Annotated in this window: 14 protein-coding genes; 10 read left to right on the plus strand and 4 right to left on the minus strand. The window is 53.2% G+C overall.

The genetic code is table 11. The annotated features are described in order from the left end of the window. Nucleotides 1-3 precede the first annotated feature (3 nt). The 10 genes from mnmE (at nt 4) to HF685_RS10650 (ending at nt 12396) form a co-directional block, all read left to right on the plus strand. On the plus strand, nt 4-1302 hold the full coding sequence (gene mnmE, locus HF685_RS10605) for a tRNA uridine-5-carboxymethylaminomethyl(34) synthesis GTPase MnmE (protein WP_168819860.1): 1299 nt from the start codon (nt 4-6) through the stop codon (nt 1300-1302). Between the two features lie 74 nt (nt 1303-1376). Next, a complete protein-coding gene (mnmG, locus tag HF685_RS10610) occupies nt 1377-3242 on the plus strand; it encodes a tRNA uridine-5-carboxymethylaminomethyl(34) synthesis enzyme MnmG (protein ID WP_168819861.1) in 1866 nt (621 codons plus the stop codon). Further along, entirely contained in the window at nt 3239-3865 is a 627-nt protein-coding gene (gene rsmG / locus HF685_RS10615; protein ID WP_168819863.1) for a 16S rRNA (guanine(527)-N(7))-methyltransferase RsmG, read from the plus strand. The genes mnmG and rsmG overlap by 4 nt, the downstream gene beginning before the upstream one ends. 40 nt (nt 3866-3905) lie before the next feature. Next, nucleotides 3906-4688 carry a ParA family protein gene (locus tag HF685_RS10620; protein ID WP_168819864.1) on the plus strand — a complete coding sequence of 261 codons (783 nt, stop codon included), beginning with the start codon at nt 3906-3908 and terminating at the stop codon, nt 4686-4688. 62 nt (nt 4689-4750) lie between these two features. Then, on the plus strand, nt 4751-5683 hold the full coding sequence (locus HF685_RS10625) for a ParB/RepB/Spo0J family partition protein (protein WP_168821484.1): 933 nt from the start codon (nt 4751-4753) through the stop codon (nt 5681-5683). 257 nt (nt 5684-5940) lie between these two features. Then, nucleotides 5941-6453, plus strand: coding sequence for a DUF4402 domain-containing protein (locus HF685_RS10630; RefSeq protein ID WP_168819866.1), 513 nt, complete (start codon nt 5941-5943; stop codon nt 6451-6453). 246 nt (nt 6454-6699) lie between these two features. Beyond that, nucleotides 6700-7548 (plus strand): fimbrial biogenesis chaperone, encoded by an 849-nt coding sequence (locus tag HF685_RS10635; RefSeq protein WP_246218584.1) that lies wholly within the window; start codon nt 6700-6702, stop codon nt 7546-7548. A gap of 58 nt (nt 7549-7606) precedes the next feature. After that, the gene (locus HF685_RS10640) at nt 7607-10342 is read left to right on the plus strand and encodes an MSCRAMM family protein (protein ID WP_168819868.1); all 2736 of its coding nucleotides are present in this window, start codon (nt 7607-7609) and stop codon (nt 10340-10342) included. A 25-nt stretch (nt 10343-10367) separates the two neighbouring features. Next, entirely contained in the window at nt 10368-11297 is a 930-nt protein-coding gene (locus tag HF685_RS10645; RefSeq protein ID WP_211051130.1) for an alpha/beta fold hydrolase, read from the plus strand. Between the two features lie 7 nt (nt 11298-11304). After that, nucleotides 11305-12396, plus strand: coding sequence for an NAD(P)/FAD-dependent oxidoreductase (locus tag HF685_RS10650; protein ID WP_168819871.1), 1092 nt, complete (start codon nt 11305-11307; stop codon nt 12394-12396). Here the strand turns inward: HF685_RS10650 and HF685_RS10655 are convergent. The 4 genes from HF685_RS10655 to HF685_RS10670 form a co-directional block, all read right to left on the minus strand. Next, on the minus strand, nt 12393-14036 hold the full coding sequence (locus HF685_RS10655) for an acyl-CoA synthetase (RefSeq protein ID WP_168819873.1): 1644 nt from the start codon (nt 14034-14036) through the stop codon (nt 12393-12395). The genes HF685_RS10650 and HF685_RS10655 overlap by 4 nt on opposite strands. A gap of 86 nt (nt 14037-14122) precedes the next feature. Further along, a complete protein-coding gene (locus HF685_RS10660; RefSeq protein ID WP_168819875.1) occupies nt 14123-15286 on the minus strand; it encodes a CaiB/BaiF CoA transferase family protein in 1164 nt (387 codons plus the stop codon). A 13-nt stretch (nt 15287-15299) separates the two neighbouring features. After that, nucleotides 15300-16442, minus strand: a complete 1143-nt coding sequence (locus HF685_RS10665; protein ID WP_168819877.1) for an NAD(P)H-dependent flavin oxidoreductase — start codon at nt 16440-16442, stop codon at nt 15300-15302. Nucleotides 16443-16531: 89 nt separating this feature from the next. Beyond that, nucleotides 16532-18541, minus strand: a complete 2010-nt coding sequence (locus HF685_RS10670; protein ID WP_168819879.1) for an acetyl/propionyl/methylcrotonyl-CoA carboxylase subunit alpha — start codon at nt 18539-18541, stop codon at nt 16532-16534. Nucleotides 18542-18605: the final 64 nt, after the last annotated feature.

Consider the following 18605-nt stretch of genomic DNA (forward strand, 5'->3'; position numbering starts at 1 on the left):
GATATGGATTCAGCGGCTGAAACCATTTTCGCTCTGTCGAGTGGCCAGCCGCCAGCGGCTATCGGAATTATCCGGATAAGCGGCGACCGAGCATTTGACGGCCTGGCTAGACTAATAGGGTCTTTGCCAGAGCCGCGAAAACCAAGTCTACGGAGGTTGACGGACCCTGTAACCGATGAACCGCTTGATCAGGCATTGGTGATTGCTTTCCCCGGTCCCAATAGCGCGAGCGGTGAGGATCTTGCCGAGATTCATTGCCATGGGGGCAGGGCGGTTGTTCGGGCAATCGAGAGCGCTCTGGACGACATGGATGGATTGCGTCGGGCTGAGCCGGGAGAGTTTACCCGCCGGGCCTTTACCAACGGCCGTATGGATTTGGCAGAAGCGGAGGGCCTATCCGATCTATTATTCGCAGAAACGGAGATGCAGCGGCGGGCAGCGGTAAAGATGGCTGGTGGTGCCTTGTCGCGACAAATTGAGGGGTGGCAATCAGAGGTACTGCGGTTATCAGCGATGGTGGAAGCAGAGCTGGATTTTTCCGACGAGGACGACGTGACGGAAGGACATAGCGACACGATCCAGCTAGGTGCCGCAAACGTAGCTGCAGAATTGGCAACGCTTCTTTGCCGACCGCGTGCTGAAAAACTGAGGGAAGGTGTGCGGATCGTTCTCGGCGGTCCACCCAATAGCGGAAAATCAACGCTGCTCAATGCACTGGTCGAGCGTGAAGCCGCGATTGTATCGGAGATTGCCGGGACCACGCGCGATGTAATTGAAGTGCCGATTGCAATTGGCGGGATACCTTTCCTGTTCATTGATACCGCCGGGGTTCGAGATCAGGGAGTGGAAGAAATTGAGCGTATCGGCATAAATCGCGCCCGTCAGCAATTTGATCTGGCTGATATCATTCTTTGGCTGGGGCCAGAAGGAGATGGCCCTGCACACAGAAACGTTATTGAGATAGGTGCCCGGTCCGATCATCCTGATTATCAGCCGAAGAGCGATTCTATAATCTCCGTGTCACCGGTGACGGGTGAAGGTATGACGACGCTGGTGGATATGTTGGTGCGCGAAGCAAAGGATATTCTGCCGGCAGGCGACGAGGTCAGTGTTAACAATCGCCAGGCCGGCCATTTGATGGGTGCACAAAGCTATCTCGAAAATATCGCTGACCACTCCGATTTCCTGATCATCGCCGAACAGCTACGCCTAGTGCGCAGCGCTTTGGATGCGATTACCGGGCGAGCGAGTACGGAAGACATGCTTGATGCGTTGTTCGGAAAATTCTGTATCGGCAAATAGATGTTTCACGTGGAACATTGGAATGAGGATGAATCCGTTTTGACCTGAAACCTGCCTTGCGCTATGGGCGCGGCATGGATCAGAAGTTCGACATCATTGTTGTAGGTGGCGGCCATGCTGGCTGTGAAGCAGCGGCGGTTGCCGCGCGGATGGGTGCGCACACAGCTTTGGTCAGCTTCACGAGGGACAGCATTGGTGCGATGTCTTGCAATCCGGCTATTGGCGGACTCGGCAAGGGGCATCTGGTGCGCGAAGTGGACGCGTTTGACGGGCTCATTGCCCGCGCTGCTGATGCAGCAGCCATTCACTATCGGATGCTCAATCTGTCCAAGGGTTCAGCGGTCCAGGGACCAAGGGTTCAGGCGGATCGCACATTGTACAAGCGCGCTATTCACTCCATGCTGGAAGCGCAGCAGAATCTCTCGATTATTGAGGGAGAGGTCTGCTCTCTCATATTTGATGATTCCAAAGTGACAGGAATTCGCCTTGCAAACGGCGACAACATAGTTGCACCGGCTGTGATTCTCGCAACCGGCACATTCTTGAACGGAAAATTATTTCGTGGTGAGGAAACGGTTGCTGGTGGACGCACCGGCGAAGCATCGTCGATCTCACTCGGTCAGCAGATACGGGAAGCGGGTCTGCCGATAGCCCGGCTTAAAACAGGAACACCGCCGCGGCTTGATGGTCGCACAATAGATTGGGCTCGCCTTCCGGAGCAACCTTCCGATGAAGAAGACTGGACGATGTCGCCGTTAACTGTGAGGCGAAAAGTCCCGCAGACTTTTTGCGCAGTGAGTCGGACCAATGCATCCACGCATGATATCATCAGAAACTCGCTGCACCGCTCGCCACTGTTCAGCGGTGCCATCGATGCACAAGGGCCGCGCTATTGCCCATCCATTGAAGACAAGATTCACAGGTTTGCGGACCGCGATTCGCATCAGGTATTCCTGGAGCCCGAGGGGCTAGATACCAACCTGGTTTATCCCAATGGTATCAGCACCTCGTTGCCGGCAGACGTTCAGTTGGAATTTGTGCGGACGATGGATGGTTTGGCACATGCCAAGATATTGGTACCCGGCTATGCGGTGGAATATGACTATATCGATCCGCGCGCGCTGGATCGTAGTTTGAAAGTTCGGGATCTCGATGGACTCTATTGTGCCGGTCAGATTAATGGCACGACCGGATATGAGGAAGCGGCAGCGCAGGGATTGATTGCAGGTATCAGTGCAACTTGCGCAGTGCTTGGTCGACCGGCTTTGCAGCTTGATCGCGGTTCGAGCTATATGGCGGTGATGGTCGATGACCTTACCTTGCAGGGTGTTACGGAGCCTTATCGTATGCTCACAGCCCGTGCTGAATATCGGTTAAGACTTCGGGCTGACAATGCAACGACCCGTCTTAGCGGTATGGCGTTGGAACTGGGTTGCCTTGGAAAAGAGCGCCGAAATTGGTTTGAGGAACGACAGACGACGCGCGAAGAAATAGTTTCTGCGCTGCAGACGATCAAATCTTCGGAAGAGATTTTCGCGGCTGGAATCAATGTTCGCAAAGATGGTACCAAACAAAGCCTGTTTGATTGGCTTCGTTTTCCAAACATCACCATTGCTGCGATGGAGGACATGGAGGCTCGATTAGCTAATTTGGATCCGGCTCTGTCGGCAGAGATTGAAGAGGATGCGCGCTACGCTCCTTATTTGCAGCGGCAGGATGCAGAGTTGCGGGATTTACAGGCCAATGAACAAATTCGCTTGAACGATGATCTTGATTATGCCGGAATAGCTGGGCTTTCAAACGAAATGGTCGAACGTTTGAACAAGGCAAAACCGGAAACTCTGGCTGCTGCTTCGCGGGTTCGCGGCATTACACCCGCCGCTTTGGCCGCCATTCTTGTTCATGCACGGAGACGTGAAGAAAAGAATCTGGCTGCGTGACCGAAGAAGAAGCGAAGATATGGTTGCAGCGGGAATTTGATGTTTCACGTGAAACATGGGCGCGGCTCGATCAATTTCTGTTTCTATTGCACGATGAAATGGCCAGACAGAACTTGATATCAAAGGCAAGCGCCGAGCATATATGGTCTCGCCATGTGGTGGATAGCGCTCAGCTGATCCCATTTGCTCGGCAGGGAATTGATCGGAGAACATGGCTTGATTTAGGCACAGGCGCGGGCTTTCCAGGAATTATTATCGCTATTCTAACAAACGATACCGTCAAGATGGTTGAATCGCGAACAAGAAGAGTGGCTTTTCTAAATGAGGTCCTTGCGTCGCTGAGCCTCGGCGAACAGGCAGTCGTTTTGGGCAGCAAATTGGAGGCAGTAAAGAGCTTTCCGGTAGACGTGATTACGGCTCGCGCCTTTGCTCCGCTTGATCGGCTCATCTCGATTTCACACCGGTTTTCCACAGAAAAGACCGTTTGGCTCTTACCAAAAGGCAAAAATGCGGTAAGGGAGGTAAGTGAACTTCCGCATAAGCTCAGAAAAATGTTCCACGTGGAACAGAGTTTAACCGATCCGGAAGCGGGAATATTGGTAGGGAAAGGCAAGTTATCTTAGCTTTTCATTATCTTAGCTTATTATAGGATTGCGTAAAAATATGGTCCGTATCGCGATAGCCAATCAAAAAGGCGGTGTTGGAAAAACCACCACAGCCATTAATATGGCTACGGCCTTGGCCGCGACCGGCTGGAAAGTCTTGCTGATTGACCTCGATCCGCAAGGTAATGCGTCAACAGGCCTAGGCCTTAACCAGGCAGATCGAGAGTGTAACAGCTTTGATCTGCTGATTTCCGATCTATCGCTTGCAGAATGCGTATCTCCCACACGTGTACCCGGTCTGGATATTGTCCCTGCTACCGTTGATCTATCAGGAGCCGAGATTGAACTGGTAGAATTTGAAGAACGCACGCATCGTCTCAAAACGGCGCTGGATGCTGGCGATGACGGGCGATGGGATATTTGTCTGATTGATTGTCCGCCATCACTCGGGTTGTTGACATTAAACGCCATGGTTGCAGTGGAATCACTGCTCGTTCCGTTGCAGTGTGAATTTTTCGCACTCGAAGGATTAAGTCAATTATTACAAACAGTTGAGCGCATCAGGGCGCGGTTTAATCCGGCGCTTTCGGTGATGGGCGTCGTGCTCACCATGTATGATCGCCGCAACAAGCTGACAGAACAGGTTTCCGACGATGTCCGCGCCTGTCTTGGTAATGTAGTTTTTGACACGGTGATTCCGCGAAACGTCCGTTTGTCTGAAGCGCCGAGCCACGGGTTGCCGGCGCTTATTTATGATCATCGCTGTAGCGGCTCTGAAGCTTATATTAATCTCGCGAGAGAATTAATTGGTCGGCTGCCGGTTAGAAAGGTTGCAGCATAGTGGCGGAAAACAAAGAAATTGAAGGCGAACGGACAGGAAAAAAAACCGCTGCAAAACGTCCTATGGGGTTGGGCAGGGGCCTGAATTCTCTTTTTGGAGATATTCAGAAAGAAGAACCAATTGCGCCTCCAGGCCGTGCCTCCGATTCGGACCGGAGTGGTGATGGCACTGACTATGCCACAGATTTAACGAATCCTGCCGTTGAAGGGCTGCGATCCATTGCTATTTCGGAAATTCGTCCCAACCCCGATCAACCCCGCCAGACATTTGATAATGATGCGCTGGATGAGCTCGCTTTGAGTATGCGGCGTCGCGGGGTTATTCAGCCTATTGTTGTGCGCCCCCACGGCAAAAACTATCAGATTGTGGCCGGCGAACGTCGCTGGCGTGCCGCACAGCGGGCGCGGCTTCATCATGTACCGGCGATTATCCGCCAGCTTAATGACGAAGAAACGCTGGAAATTGCGATCGTCGAAAATGTCCAGCGCCGCGACCTCAATGCGATTGAAGAAGCGGAAGCCTATGTGAAATTGTCCGAGGATTACGGGCATAGTCAGGCACGACTTGCTGAACTGGTCGGAAAATCACGGAGCCATGTCGCCAATATCATGCGGCTTCTTGAGCTTCCGCAGGCGGTTCGCGCGCTCGTTGCAGAAGAAAAGCTGGCAATGGGACATGCACGAGCGCTAATCAATGCGCCCAATGCTATCGAGCTCGCCAATCAGGCAGTCAAGCAGGGACTTTCCGTCCGCGACGTGGAGAAGCTCGTTCGCAAGCAATTGGGCAGTTCGAAAAACGCCGCCAGCGGTAAAGCTACTGCTCCGCAGGGCGAGGACGCTGATATCCGCGCCGTGGAAAACCATCTGGGTGATTTGCTTGGTTTGAAGGTGTCAATTCAGTCAGGACCGTCCGGTGCAGGATTGATGACGATCAGTTTTAGCAATCTTGATCAGCTAGATCTGATTTGCCAGCGGCTGACGGGTGAACATATTTAGCATTGCTACACAAATATACGCAAATAACTGTAACGACTAACCAATCGGACAGCCGTAAATCCCGCAAGAACCGCCAATCTTCAACAGTTTTCAGTGTTAGGAAACCATTAACCATGGCTGGCAGTAAAACCTTATAACCTTTCTTCGATAAGCAATCTCGAATGGAGCGGCATGGCGACGTCGTGATCAGTGGGAATTGTTCGGATGCACCGCAGGTGGCTTCGTTTGTTTTGAAAGTAAAATAGGGACCATATAATATGTCTAAGTTTATCAAAGCCGCTTTGGCTTCTTCCGTACTTGTCGCGTCTATGATGAGTGCAAATGTTGCTCAGGCTGCAACTGCTTCTGCTGATGCAAGTGCAAACATCCTTGCTGAAGTGACCCTCGTTAATGATGCAAATACATCGCTTAACTTCGGTACCATCGTTGTTGACGCAACCGGCGGTTCTGTAGTTGTGGATAACGCAGGCGCACTGAGCAGCTGTGGCGGCGCTCTGGTATGTACCGGCACAACCGATGCTGCTGACTTCACTGTTGGTGGTACCGCGGCTGAACTGGTGAATGTGACTATTCCAGGCACGGTTTCACTTGCCAACGCTGGCGGTGCTACGATGACAGCTTCTTTGACTTCATCGGTAACCGGCGGCCAAGTTACGCTTGACGGCTCTGGCGCAGCGACTTTTTCTGTTGGCGGTTCGCTCGCAGTTGGTGGTGGTCAGGCTGACGGTGCTTACACCGGTACCTTTACGGTAACTGCTGACTATCCTTGAGCGTACTAGTCCCGGGCTATCCGCTTTGGGCATAAGCTTGTTGCGCCGATCGTGGTGCGATTGAAATAAATTATGGCCTGCTTGGGGAAAGACTCAAGTGGGCCATTTTCTTTTTGCGCCAAATATTCCCCAGCGCCCGAATATTGTGGGCATGGTTAGCGCTTTGGTAACTCTATCTCGCCATAATGAAATTTGAAAAACCGTTGCTGCAAGGCACGATGGGTACTGATTTTTAAACCGGAGAAGATGATGACGATCAAGGGTCTGAAGCAATTGGGCAAACAATATATCGGATTGGGACTGGCAGCGTCGGCTTTTGCTCTTGGCGCTATGCCTGCTCAGGCCGCTGGTGACTTGTTGGTCGCTCCGACCCGCATCATTTTGGATGGTCAGCGCGGAACTGAAGTGATCCTCAACAATATTGGTGCGGAAACCGCGACCTACCGTATATCTCTCGAGTTGCGGCGAATGACAGCGGATGGTCGGCTCGAGAATGTGGAACCCGAACAGGCCAATGCTATCGAGCAGGCAGCAACAGAAATGATCCGCTACGCGCCACGCCGGGTGACTTTGCCACCCAACCAACCACAAGCGATTCGCTTGGGTGTTCGTCCGCCACAAGGTTTGCCCGACGGCGAATATCGTGCGCACCTGCTATTTCGAGCTATTCCCAAGGCAACATCAGTAACACAGGCTGAAAATCCGGAAGGCGGCTTTTCCATCTCGTTGGTGCCGATCTATGGCGTCACCATTCCAGTTATCATTCGCCAGGGCAATCTTGAAGCAACGGCCGGTATTGCCAATGCCCGGATGGAAACAGCCGAAGACGGCACACCAGCATTTGCTTTTGATCTCAGCCGGTCCGGCGACCGATCAACATATGGCGAGATCCGCGTTGTGAAGCAGGGAGAAAGCGAGCCGCTTATCGTTGCGCGCGGCATAGCTGTTTATCCCGAAGTATCGAGCCGAAAAGTGACACTGTCTGTTGGTCCAGATATCGCTGCCCAGCTCAAGGGTCCGGTCTCGGTGGAATATTATGAACCAGATAATGCTGGCGGCGGACTTATCACAAAAAGCCAATTGGTTCTCAGATAAGCGATATATTTCAATAGTTTGGTATGACGTCGCAGCGTCTTGATATCAAATATTTGATATGAAAAAAGCAATTTCCATAATCTGCCGAAGCGCGAAAGCGACGGCCTTTGCCGCAGGGGTCAGCATGATCTCGGCGGCATCGTTGTTTATGGGTCCATTTATCGCAACGCCCGCTCATGCTGCAGAAACCTGGCAGGCCAATGACGACGATTCACTCTTGTTTGATATCCGGTCCGGTAAATACCGACTTGGCGATGGTGTGCGCGGTTATCAAACCGCCACCGGTGTGTGCGTTGATCTGGCAGATGTTATCATCGCCCTCGATCTCCCGGTACGGCTGGACAAAAAGTCGCGCCGCGCAACTGGTTGGATATTTAGTGAAAATCAGACGCTTACCATCGAGCGCGATAGTAACACGGTACAAAAGGTGAACGAGCGGAAAAAGCTGAAGCAGAGCGATATTTATGACACACCCGAGGGGTGGTGCGTTAACGTAAAGAGCTTGGAAAACTGGCTTGATGTGTCACTGCAGGCCGATCTTTCCAATGCGCTTCTGGTGCTTAAATCGGATACTAAACTGCCGTTCCAGAGTGCGCTGGAGAGAAAAGAGCGAGCGGCAAAAATTCGCCCGAGGCGTAGTTTCGATCTTTCCAGCCTGCCGCAATCCACCGAACCCTATAAGCTGTGGCGGACGCCGTCAGTTGATGCCGTTGTTTCGGCAGGTGGATTGAGGGATAACCGCTCCGGGCAGCAATTTGATCTACGCTACGAGCTTTTTGCTTCTGGTGAAGTTGGCAAAGCATCGTTTGATGCGCGCCTGTCTTCCACCGACAAGGGAATTCCTCAAAATTTGCGGGTCCGTGCCTACCGTACTGATCCAAAAGGGCAGCTATTGGGACCGCTTAAGGCCACACATTTCGCGCTCGGCGATGTTTCCACTGTTTCCACTCCGCTGGTGTCGCAATCGACGGTAGGGCGCGGTGGATTTGTGACCAACAGGCCGGTTGATCGCCCCGATAGTTTCGATCGCACCAGTTTTCGCGGCGAGTTACCTGAAGGATGGGAGGCCGAGCTCTATCGTAATGGTCAACTGCTGGCTTTCGCTGAAACGCGGACGGACGGCCGCTATGAGTTTATCGATGTGCCGCTTCTCTATGGTCAGAATAACTTTGAAGTGGTGCTATACGGCCCGCAAGGCCAGGTGAAGCGAGATAATAAGACTGTCCCGGTGGGATTGGACTCCATACCACCCAAACAAACCTACTATTGGGCTGGCGTTCACGAGGCTGGCGAAGATCTGATCCGTTTGAGCGGTTTTTCATCAAGCCGCCAAGCAGGTTGGCGCGGTGGAATCGGGTTCGAGCGTGGTCTTAACGCCAAAACATCGGTCGCCGCCTCGCTATTTAGCCTGCAGATTGATGGAAACCGTTATAATTATCTCGAGGGCTCCCTACGCCGGGCGGTTGGGCCGACTTTGGTTGAGCTTTCCGCTTCTTCAAATCTCATCGGCGGCACGGCGCTTCGCGGGCAGCTGCTGGGTGCACTTGGCGATACGCAAATTACGGCAGAGACCATATGGGCAAGGGGCGGCTTTACCTCTGACCGAATTGAACAAAAGGTGAACGGAAGGCATGGCTTGTCTGTGGACCATAATTTCACGCTCGGTGAAAAAATTGTGCCGTTCCATATAGATGCGCAATATGAAACGCAGACGGACGGGAACAACTCTCTCGATCTGAGAGCAAGAACATCATTCAATTTACGCCGTTTCTCGGTTACCGGCGAATTGATCTGGGGCAAGAGATTCAGCGCCTTTGGGCCGGATCCGCCAGACCAGATAACCGGAAGGATTCTGGTAAACGGGCGGATTGGCAAGGTTCGCCTCCGAGGCGAGGCTAGCTACAGGATCGCACCGGAAAAACGTTTCGAACGAGTCAATTTCACCGGCGAATGGGGCGCAGGAGAGCGATCTAACTGGCGGGCTGAACTCGGCTATGATGTTCCGTTCAACCGTGCGCGCGCAGGCATTGGCTATGTACGGCGGTTTGACAAATTCTCGCTTACCGCAAGTGCAGAAGCTGCGACCGATGGCTCGGTTGCCGCTGGGCTGAACCTCGCTTTCAGCCTTGGCCCCGATCCGCGCAATGGCAAGTTCCGTTTCTCCAGCAATAAGCTGGCCAATAATGGGCAGGCGCTGGCTATCGTTTTCCGCGACAAAAACCGCGACGGGATCAGGCAGCCTAACGAACCGCTGGAAGAAAATGTAGAAATAACAGCGGGGCAGTCCACCGCCTTGACGCCAACCGACAAAAACGGGCGCTCGGTGGTTGATAATCTCCAGCCATTCCGGCCGGTGCTTATCGGTATTGATACCGGAAGCCTGCCAGACCCTTATGTGCAGCCGTCGTTGCCCGGTGTCGTGATAACTCCGCGACCCGGGATCGCCATGACCGTTGAGTTGCCACTGGTTGCGGCAGGAGAGGTTGAAGGTACTTTAGTACGACAGGGCGGCGGGGCAATTTCGGGCGTCGGACTGGAGTTGCTCGACGGCGAAGGGCGTGTCGTGCGAGAAACACGGACTGAATTTGACGGTTTTTTCCTGTTTGAAGGTGTGCCGTATGGTGAATACCGTGTTCGTATTGACCAACTATCGGCGCAGGCGACAAAGCTGTCACCACAGCTAGCGGGAAGGGCGATTGTCGATGACCAGAATCCCATTGCCAGATTGGGTGCGGTGACGGTTTCGGGTCTACGGACACTGGCTGCTGCGGACTCCACCGACCAGATACCCTGATAGTTGCTTGCAGATGCTGAGAGTTGTGATACGGCTTTTACAGCTTTATCATCAGGAATATCCCATGCAAATTGTCGCCAATGGCATTAATATCGAAGTCGAAGATCACGGAAATCCTTTGGATCCGGCCATATTGTTGGTTATGGGCTATACCGCGCAGCTGGTTTATTGGCCGTTGGATTTGGTCAACGGGTTAGTCGATCATGGGTTTCGCGTGATCCGCTTTGACAACCGCGATGTTGGGCTTTCCTATAAGTTTGACGGCGTAAAAGCCCCAAACCCCATTCGACAGATGATCGCCAAACGCTTTTTGCCGAGTCGCAACCTGGCGCCTTATAACCTTGGGGATATGGCGAGAGATGCGGTGGGCGTGCTAGATGCGCTAGAGATTGAAAAAGCCCATATTGTCGGTGCTTCGATGGGCGGGATGATCGGCCAGCTTATAGCAGCAGACCACAGCGATCGGGTTTTGTCTTTCACGCCTATAATGTCATCGACCAACGCTCCGGGATTGCCGGGTGCCGACGCTGAAGTGCGAAAAGTGCTGTTCAGAACGGCGCGTGCGAAAGCTAAGACAAGAGAGGAAGCGCTTGAGCTTGGACTGGCATTTTCCTCTCTGATCGCTTCAGAAGAAGGACGTAACCGCAAAGAAGAGCGCAAGGAATTGATGCGATTGGCCCAGGATCGCGGCTTTTATCCTCCCGGTCCGAAACGACAGATGGCAGCGATTATTGAAACCGGTAATTTGCGGCCGGTGGCAAAACGGATCGCTGCGCCAACTATGGTCATACATGGCGCGGAAGATCCTTTAATCCCGTCGGCTTGCGGCCGCGATATTGCGGCCAATGTCAACAATGCCCGCTTCGAACTTGTCGAAGGCATGGGGCATGATTTGCCGCCGAGCAAATTGCCCGCGATGGTTGCGCTGATAGCGGGACATTGCAAGGCAGCGTGAGGCGAAGATGACCAGCAGGATTACCATTGTTGGTGGGGGTTATGCCGGCGCAATGCTCGCGCGGTCGCTTGATGATGTGGCGCAGATCACCCTTGTCGAACCGCGAGATAAATGGGTCCACAATGTCGCGATGATTCGGGCGATGGCAACGCCACAGCTACTTGATCAGATCGTCATGCCCTATGACGGTTTGCTCAAAAACGGAAAAATTGTGAGAAGTCGTGTTACCGCGATTGATGGCACTAATGTGATTCTGGAGGATGGCGGCGAAGTAGCGGGTGATCTCGTTATCGTTGCCACCGGCTCGAGCTATGCCGCCCCGTTTAAAATGCAAAGCGATGAAAGTTCAGCCTTCATCAGCAAGGCGAAGCAGGTTGCCCGAGCGGTCGATAAGTCAAAAAATATTGCCATCGTCGGTGCCGGCGCGGTTGGCTGCGAACTGGCTGGCGAGATTGCTTTTGCGCGGCCAGAGAAACAGATCACGCTTATCTCGTCCGGTGACAAATTATTTGCCAATTATCCGCCAAAGCTCGGACGGGCGATGCTTCGGCAATTGGGCGAGTTGGGCGTAAAGGTCCGTCTCGGTGAACATATTACAAAGTTAAAGCGATCTGATGAGCCTTATGTTCTTGCCAAGGGTAAGTTGAAGCTTTCCGATGGTTTTCCGATAGATGTCGACATGGTAATTCCGGTTGTTGGAGCGAAGCCGAATACGGAACTCATGCAGTCGGTTGAAGGAGTTGCAATCGACGGACATGGCCGGATCATTGTTGACAACTGGCTGCGACCGACGACCAATCCGGGCCTATTTGTTGTCGGGGATATTGCAAGTACCGGCGATACGATGACAATTGTGGGGTTGACCCGCCAAGTTGGCTGGCTCCAAAAAGCACTCAAAGCGCATATTGGCGGGAAAGCGATGGAAACGCAAAAAGCCTACAAACCTTGGAGTAAGTCATTGATTTTATTACCTCTCGGACCGGATAAAGGTGCAAGTGCTTTGCCATTTGGCGTGACCGGCCCGTTTCTCACATCAATGATCAAGGGCAAGAAACTGTTTATTCCGCGCTATCATAAAGAGTTCAACTGGACGCCCTAGACTATTTCCAGATCGAGCATTTTTAGCGCAATTTCTTTGGCATCTTTATAGCCGGCTTTGCCATTTGCGGCCCGCGGAACTGTATCGACCTGCAGTATCGCCCGGGGCGCTTTATAAGCTGCCAGTTGTCCACGAACATGTTCCTGCAGAGCGTCTGCATCGAACGTCGCTCCGTCACATAGTGACAAGACTGCGGTGACCTTCTGGCCAAACCGGTCATCAGGTATGCCGACGACTAGGCAATCATAAACGCTTTCATGCGTCTTTAAGGCTTCTTCCACTTCCTCGGGAAAAATTTTCTCGCCGCCACTATTAATACAGGCGGAACCCCGGCCCAGCAATGTGATTGAGCCATCTTCCTCGACCGTCGCAAAATCACCCGGGATTGAATAGCGCACACCATCAAATGTTTTAAACGTAGCGGCGCTCTTGGCTTCATCTTTATAATAGCCGAGCGGCACCATCCCGCCATTGCAGATCATACCCATTTCACCGGAGCCCGGCGCGACCGGCTTCCCATCCTCGGTTAGCACTTTCGTGGTTGGGTTCATTTCAAACTTGGCTGTCTGGTCGATATCAATATTGTCTTTGGTCGTGATCGATGAACCCATACTGCCTTCGGTTGAGCCCATGCTATCGACAATCATGATATGGGGGAGATGGTCCAGAAGGCCACGTTTCACGTCGGTGGACCACATCACGCCGGACGATCCTATCATCTGAAGGGACGATAAATCAAAGGCTTGACCAGCCGCCTTGGCATTCTCCAGCGCAGCAAGCATCGGTTTGGCAAATACATCGCCAACGATGGTTATATCCGTTGCTTTTTGATCCGCTGCGAGCTGCCAAAGAGCCTTGGGATCAAAATGGCTATTGTCAAACAGGATCACAGCGCCGCCCAGGCTGTGCGGGATCATCGCACCGATCCACATGCCGGTTCCGTGCATGATCGGGCAAGCGGGAATGCCCCGCGAAGTTGCACCTGCGGCATGTAATTGTTGAACGAGCGGGCCAAAGCCGTTGGCATCTGTCGGTGGAACCATTTCCCGCATCTCGAAACCTTTGGCAAGCAGGGCGCTGGCGAAACTCTTGTGATCATACATCACGCCTTTGGGCATGCCGGTGGTGCCGCCGGTATAGAGCATATAGAGATCGTCATTTGATCGCTCAATCACCGGCATCGGCTCCGTTTTTTGCAATGTTTCTTCATATGGTATCGAGCCAGCAAGATGCTCACCGGACCCATCGTCAATTTCGAGGAAGAGCTTGATCTGTTCCAACTGATCGCGGATTGCTGCAACACGCGGGGCAAATTGTGCTTGAAATACCAAAGCTTCGCTGTCTGAATTATTGATAACATGGGTTAGTTCGGCTTCGAGATAGCGGTAGTTGACATTGACCGGGCAGATCCGCGCTTTGAATGCACCAAATTGCGCTTCCATATATTCTGCTGAATTATAGGCATAAATTGCCAGCTTAGCACCGGCCTCCAGACCGTGATCGGTATAGATTTGTGCGACCCGTGCCGCGCGGTTTTCATATTCGGCCCAGTTATAGCATTTTTCGCCGTCGACGACCGCGGGCTTGTCCGGAATTGCTTTAGCGATATTTTCCCAGATATCTGCCATTTGCCAGGTCATAAGAATCTCTCCCGTTTGTTTGGGAGCATAGTCATATCACGGTTCTTCGCAAGATAATCGATTCCGTCTGGATTGATTTATAACATCTATTGGCCCAGCGACTTTCGCAATGGTCGAATGATTTCGTCATTATGCTGGCCAAGCGCTGGAGCGTTGCCAGCAGGCTTTGTTCTCTTGCCGCCAAAGTGAACTGGCGGTGCGACATTGCGGACAGAACCGAGAAGAGGGTGATTTTCAGCTTCAAAACTGCCAAGCGCTATTGTCTGTTCGTGGTCCGGAATATCCGCCAACGCTATGCATGGCGCAGCCGGAACATCTTTTTCGGCTAGTCGTGCAACCAATTCTGCGCTGGCCAATCCGGGTTGCTCATTCGCAACTAACTGTGCCAGCTCCGCCATGTGTATGCTGCGATTGGCGAGGCCTTTGTATTTTTCTTCCGCTTTGAGGTCGGGTCTGCCGACGGCATCAAAGACAGCCTCCCAATGCGCATCGCTCATCGCGGCATATGCAATAGCCCCATCGGTCGTCCGCATCGGCATCTGGTAATAGTCAGAAAAAGGTGCGCCATGTGCGACGTCGTCGTCAAGCAAGGTAAGATGCATTCCGCCGTCCGGCCAAATGAAAGCAAGACAGCTTTCGATCATAGACAGATCAATATGCTGGCCTGCTCCGGTTCGTTCCCGCGCAAACAAAGCTGCCGTTATGGCCTGGGCAGCAGTGTAAGCTGTAACCTTGTCGCAGATCAGGGTTTTGACATAGGCAAAGCTATCGGGACTACCCTGCAAGGTCATGAAGCCGGTCATTGCTTGCATCACATGATCATAGGCGGGCCGTCCGGCGAGCGGCCCATCGCGGCCAAACCCTGTAATCGCGCAATATATGAGTTCTGGCTTTTCAACCCGCAGACTTGTGCTGCTGAGCCCAAGCCGGGACATCACGCCGGGACGATAATTGTGAATCACGACGTCGGCATCGAGGCACAATTTCCGGGCAATGGCGACGTCTTCCGCCAGTTTCAGATCCAGGGTAACTGAGCGTTTGGCGCGGTTGCAATTGTTGAACAAGCCCGAAATTCCCGCTTTCTGACTGCCCAGCCAGCGCATTGGATCACCGATACCGGGGGGCTCAACCTTGATGACATCCGCCCCTTGCTGCGCAAACATCATGGTGGCAAGCGATGCAGTAATCATGGTGGAGAACTCGACGACCTTTATCCCAGCCAGTGGTTGCTGTGCTGTTACGTTGGCCATGCTTCTCTCCCGTTTATTCTTCCAGATTGGCGGCTAATCTTTCGTATGCGGCAAGGAAATCTTCCTTGAATTCCTGCACCACTTGGCCAGCTGTCATTTGCTCGTTCATCAGCCCAACACCCTGCCCGACCCAATAGGTGGCGAGATCTTTTGCACCCTGATTGTCTCCCTGGGACAGTTTGTCGATTGTGCGAAGCGGCGGCTCCGAGACCAGAGACTGAAGCGGCATAGGCAGCGGTGTTGGGGCACTTTCTGCCTCCCACGCGTCGGTCCAGGGGGATCGCAATTGACGCGAAGGCTTGCCAGTGCGGGATCTTGCCCGAACCGTATCGCGAGAAGTTGCCAACAGCATTTTTTCTTTCACGATCGGGTTCGTCTCTGCTTCGACCGTCGTCAGCCAGACCGAACCACACCATACGCCAGCCGCGCCCATTGCCATGGCGGCCGCCATTTGGGCACCGGTCGCAATGCCGCCCGCTGCGAGCACCGGTGTTTCCTCGCCAATCTCGGTTAGCGCGTTACAGACTTCCGGAATTAAAACCATAGTTGCAACATCACCAGTGTGGCCGCCAGCTTCACCGCCAACGGCAATGATAATATCAACACCCGCAGCGACCTGACTCATGGCGTGTTCTCTGGTTCCGACCAACGCTGCAACGGGAACGTCGTGTTTCTGTCCCAGTTCCAACATCACCTGTGGCGGGATGCCCAGGGCATTGGCGATGAGCTTGATCGGATGCCGGAAGGCCACTTCCAGAATCGCATCGGCATTGTCGCCAATCAGGTTTTGCGAACCCACAACATGCTCGCGGCGCACAGGATCAAGATCACCTGCATCGACGCCATGGCGTTTCATAAGCTCTTCTGTAAATGCGATATGTTCTGCCGGAATACGGGCAAGCATGGCCTCTTCGTCAAATGGTTCGCCGCGACCCTCAACCTTGTTCGGTACGATGATATCGAGACCATAGGGTTTGCCGCCGACATGATCGTCGATCCAGCTCAGTTCCTCTTCGAGGGTTTCTGGCGTGCAATTCACTCCGCCAAAAACGCCCATCCCGCCCGCTTTGGACACGGCAGCAACGACATCGCGGCAATGGGAAAAGGCGACGAGCGGAAATTCAATTCCCAGCATATTGCATATTTTATTTTTCATATGTCTAACCCCGTTTGCGCTGAACCCGTCGACATAAGGACGACGGTTTTTGAAACACTGCAACAAGTTCACGGCGAAGGGCGAGATGTTTAGGTATCATCAATCTTGTCCTCGTCAGCCGCGATTTCCAGGATCAAGTCATCCGCCGCGATCTGCGTCCCTGCTTTGGCGGCGATCATTTCCACAGTGCCATCAATCTCCGCCAGAATCTCATGCTGCATTTTCATCGCCTCAAGAACGGCTAGTTTGTCGCCCTTGGAAACGCGCATTCCCTCTTCAACCAATATCTCCAGCAATTGGCCGTGCATTGGTGCAACCACAGTCCCGCCACCACCGGCATCTTCCATTGCACTCAGGCCGGTGAGGTCGGTGACCGTCAGCGAGCGTTTGGGCGTTGCGATATGCAGGGTTCGATGATTGTGATGATAAATGGCAATAACATTATGACCATTGACCTTGAGTTTTGCTTTGTCGGTGGACATGGACAGCAGCTCGACGTCTGCCTCATCACCACCACGGGTCACCTTATACTTATGCGGGTCTGACACATGGACATGGATGCTCTGCTTGTCTTCGTCCCCTTCATTTTGCCCAGTATATTGCACAACTGTTTCCAAAGCCCCTGTGTTGGACCAATCGAGCATTTCGGTATTGACATTCAGCGCCATTTTATGAGCGGCCCGCTGCCGCAATTTATGCTGCAAAACAGCTGCTATCGCATAATATTCAAAACTAAGGGTGCCCAGATCAACGCCGCCCTCTCCATAATTTTCGGCAATGAACGCCGTGGTCGCCTGACCATCGACAAAGTCCGGCTTGTCGAGCGCGTCGATCAGGAAATCGCGATTGGTTTTTGGACCGAATAGAGCGGTTTCGGAAAGCGCCTTGATCATCCGTCGCCGGGCTTCATCGCGGGTTGCGCCATGGGTGATGATCTTGGCGACCATGCTATCGTAAAAGGGCGAAACCTCGCCACCGGTTTCGATCCCGCTATCGACGCGGGACAGATCAGAGGGCTTCCAGAGATCGATATGACCGGTGCTGGGCAGAAAATCGTCGTTAGGATCTTCCGCATAGAGCCGGACTTCCATCGCGTGCCCAGACAGCTTGACGTCATCTTGCGTAATGCCCAGCAAGTCGCCTTGCGCAACTTTGAGTTGGAGCGCCACCAGATCAAGGCCTGTAATTTCTTCCGTCACAGGGTGTTCGACCTGCAAACGGGTGTTCATTTCGAGGAAGTAGAATTCACCGGACTGGTCGAGCAGAAATTCAACCGTCCCTGCGCCGACATAATCCACAGCCCGCGCCGCCTCGACCGCTGCGGCACCCATTTGGGCTCGCAGCTCAAGCGTCAACACCGGACAAGGCGCTTCTTCGATAACCTTCTGATGCCGCCGTTGAACCGAACAGTCGCGTTCGCCGAGATGAATGGTATTGCCATGGCTATCGGCAAAAACCTGTATCTCGACATGGCGCGGTTTAATGATTGCCTTTTCAAGAATCAGCTCGCCATTACCAAAAGCATTTTCCGCCTCGGAACGCGCCAGCTTTATTGCGTTCGGGACCTCGCCCAGATCATGCACTAGCCGCATACCGCGACCGCCGCCGCCAGCCGCCGCTTTGACCATCAGCGGGGCACCGATCTTCTTTGCTTCGGAGATCAGGGTTTCGTCGGACTGGTCATCATCCTGATATCCGGGGACACAAGGGACGCCTGCGGTTATCATCGCGCGTTTTGATCGCGCCTTGTCGCCCATCACATCAATGGCTTTTTCGGGCGGGCCGACAAAGATGATTCCGGCATTGGCGCAAGCCTGGCTGAATGCGGCGTTCTCGGACAGGAACCCATAGCCAGGATGAATCGCATCCGCGCCGGTATCTTTAGCGGCCTGAATGATCTTGTCGATTAGCAGATAGGATTCATTAACCGGTGCCGGACCGATCCACACGGCATCATCCGCCATTTTAACATGAAGAGCTTTGGCATCTGCATCGGAATAAACAGCGACGGTGCGCAGGCCCTGCGCTATGGCAGTACGCATGATCCGGCAGGCAATTTCCCCGCGATTAGCGACAAGGAGGGTGTTGATTTTCGTCATATGTAGTTCCCTGCACTCCGTTCGTCCTGAGCCTGTCGAAGCATGAATTCGCACGATCTGTCCT

The organism is Parasphingorhabdus halotolerans, from assembly GCF_012516475.1.
Taxonomy (GTDB): Bacteria; Pseudomonadota; Alphaproteobacteria; order Sphingomonadales; family Sphingomonadaceae; genus Parasphingorhabdus; species Parasphingorhabdus halotolerans.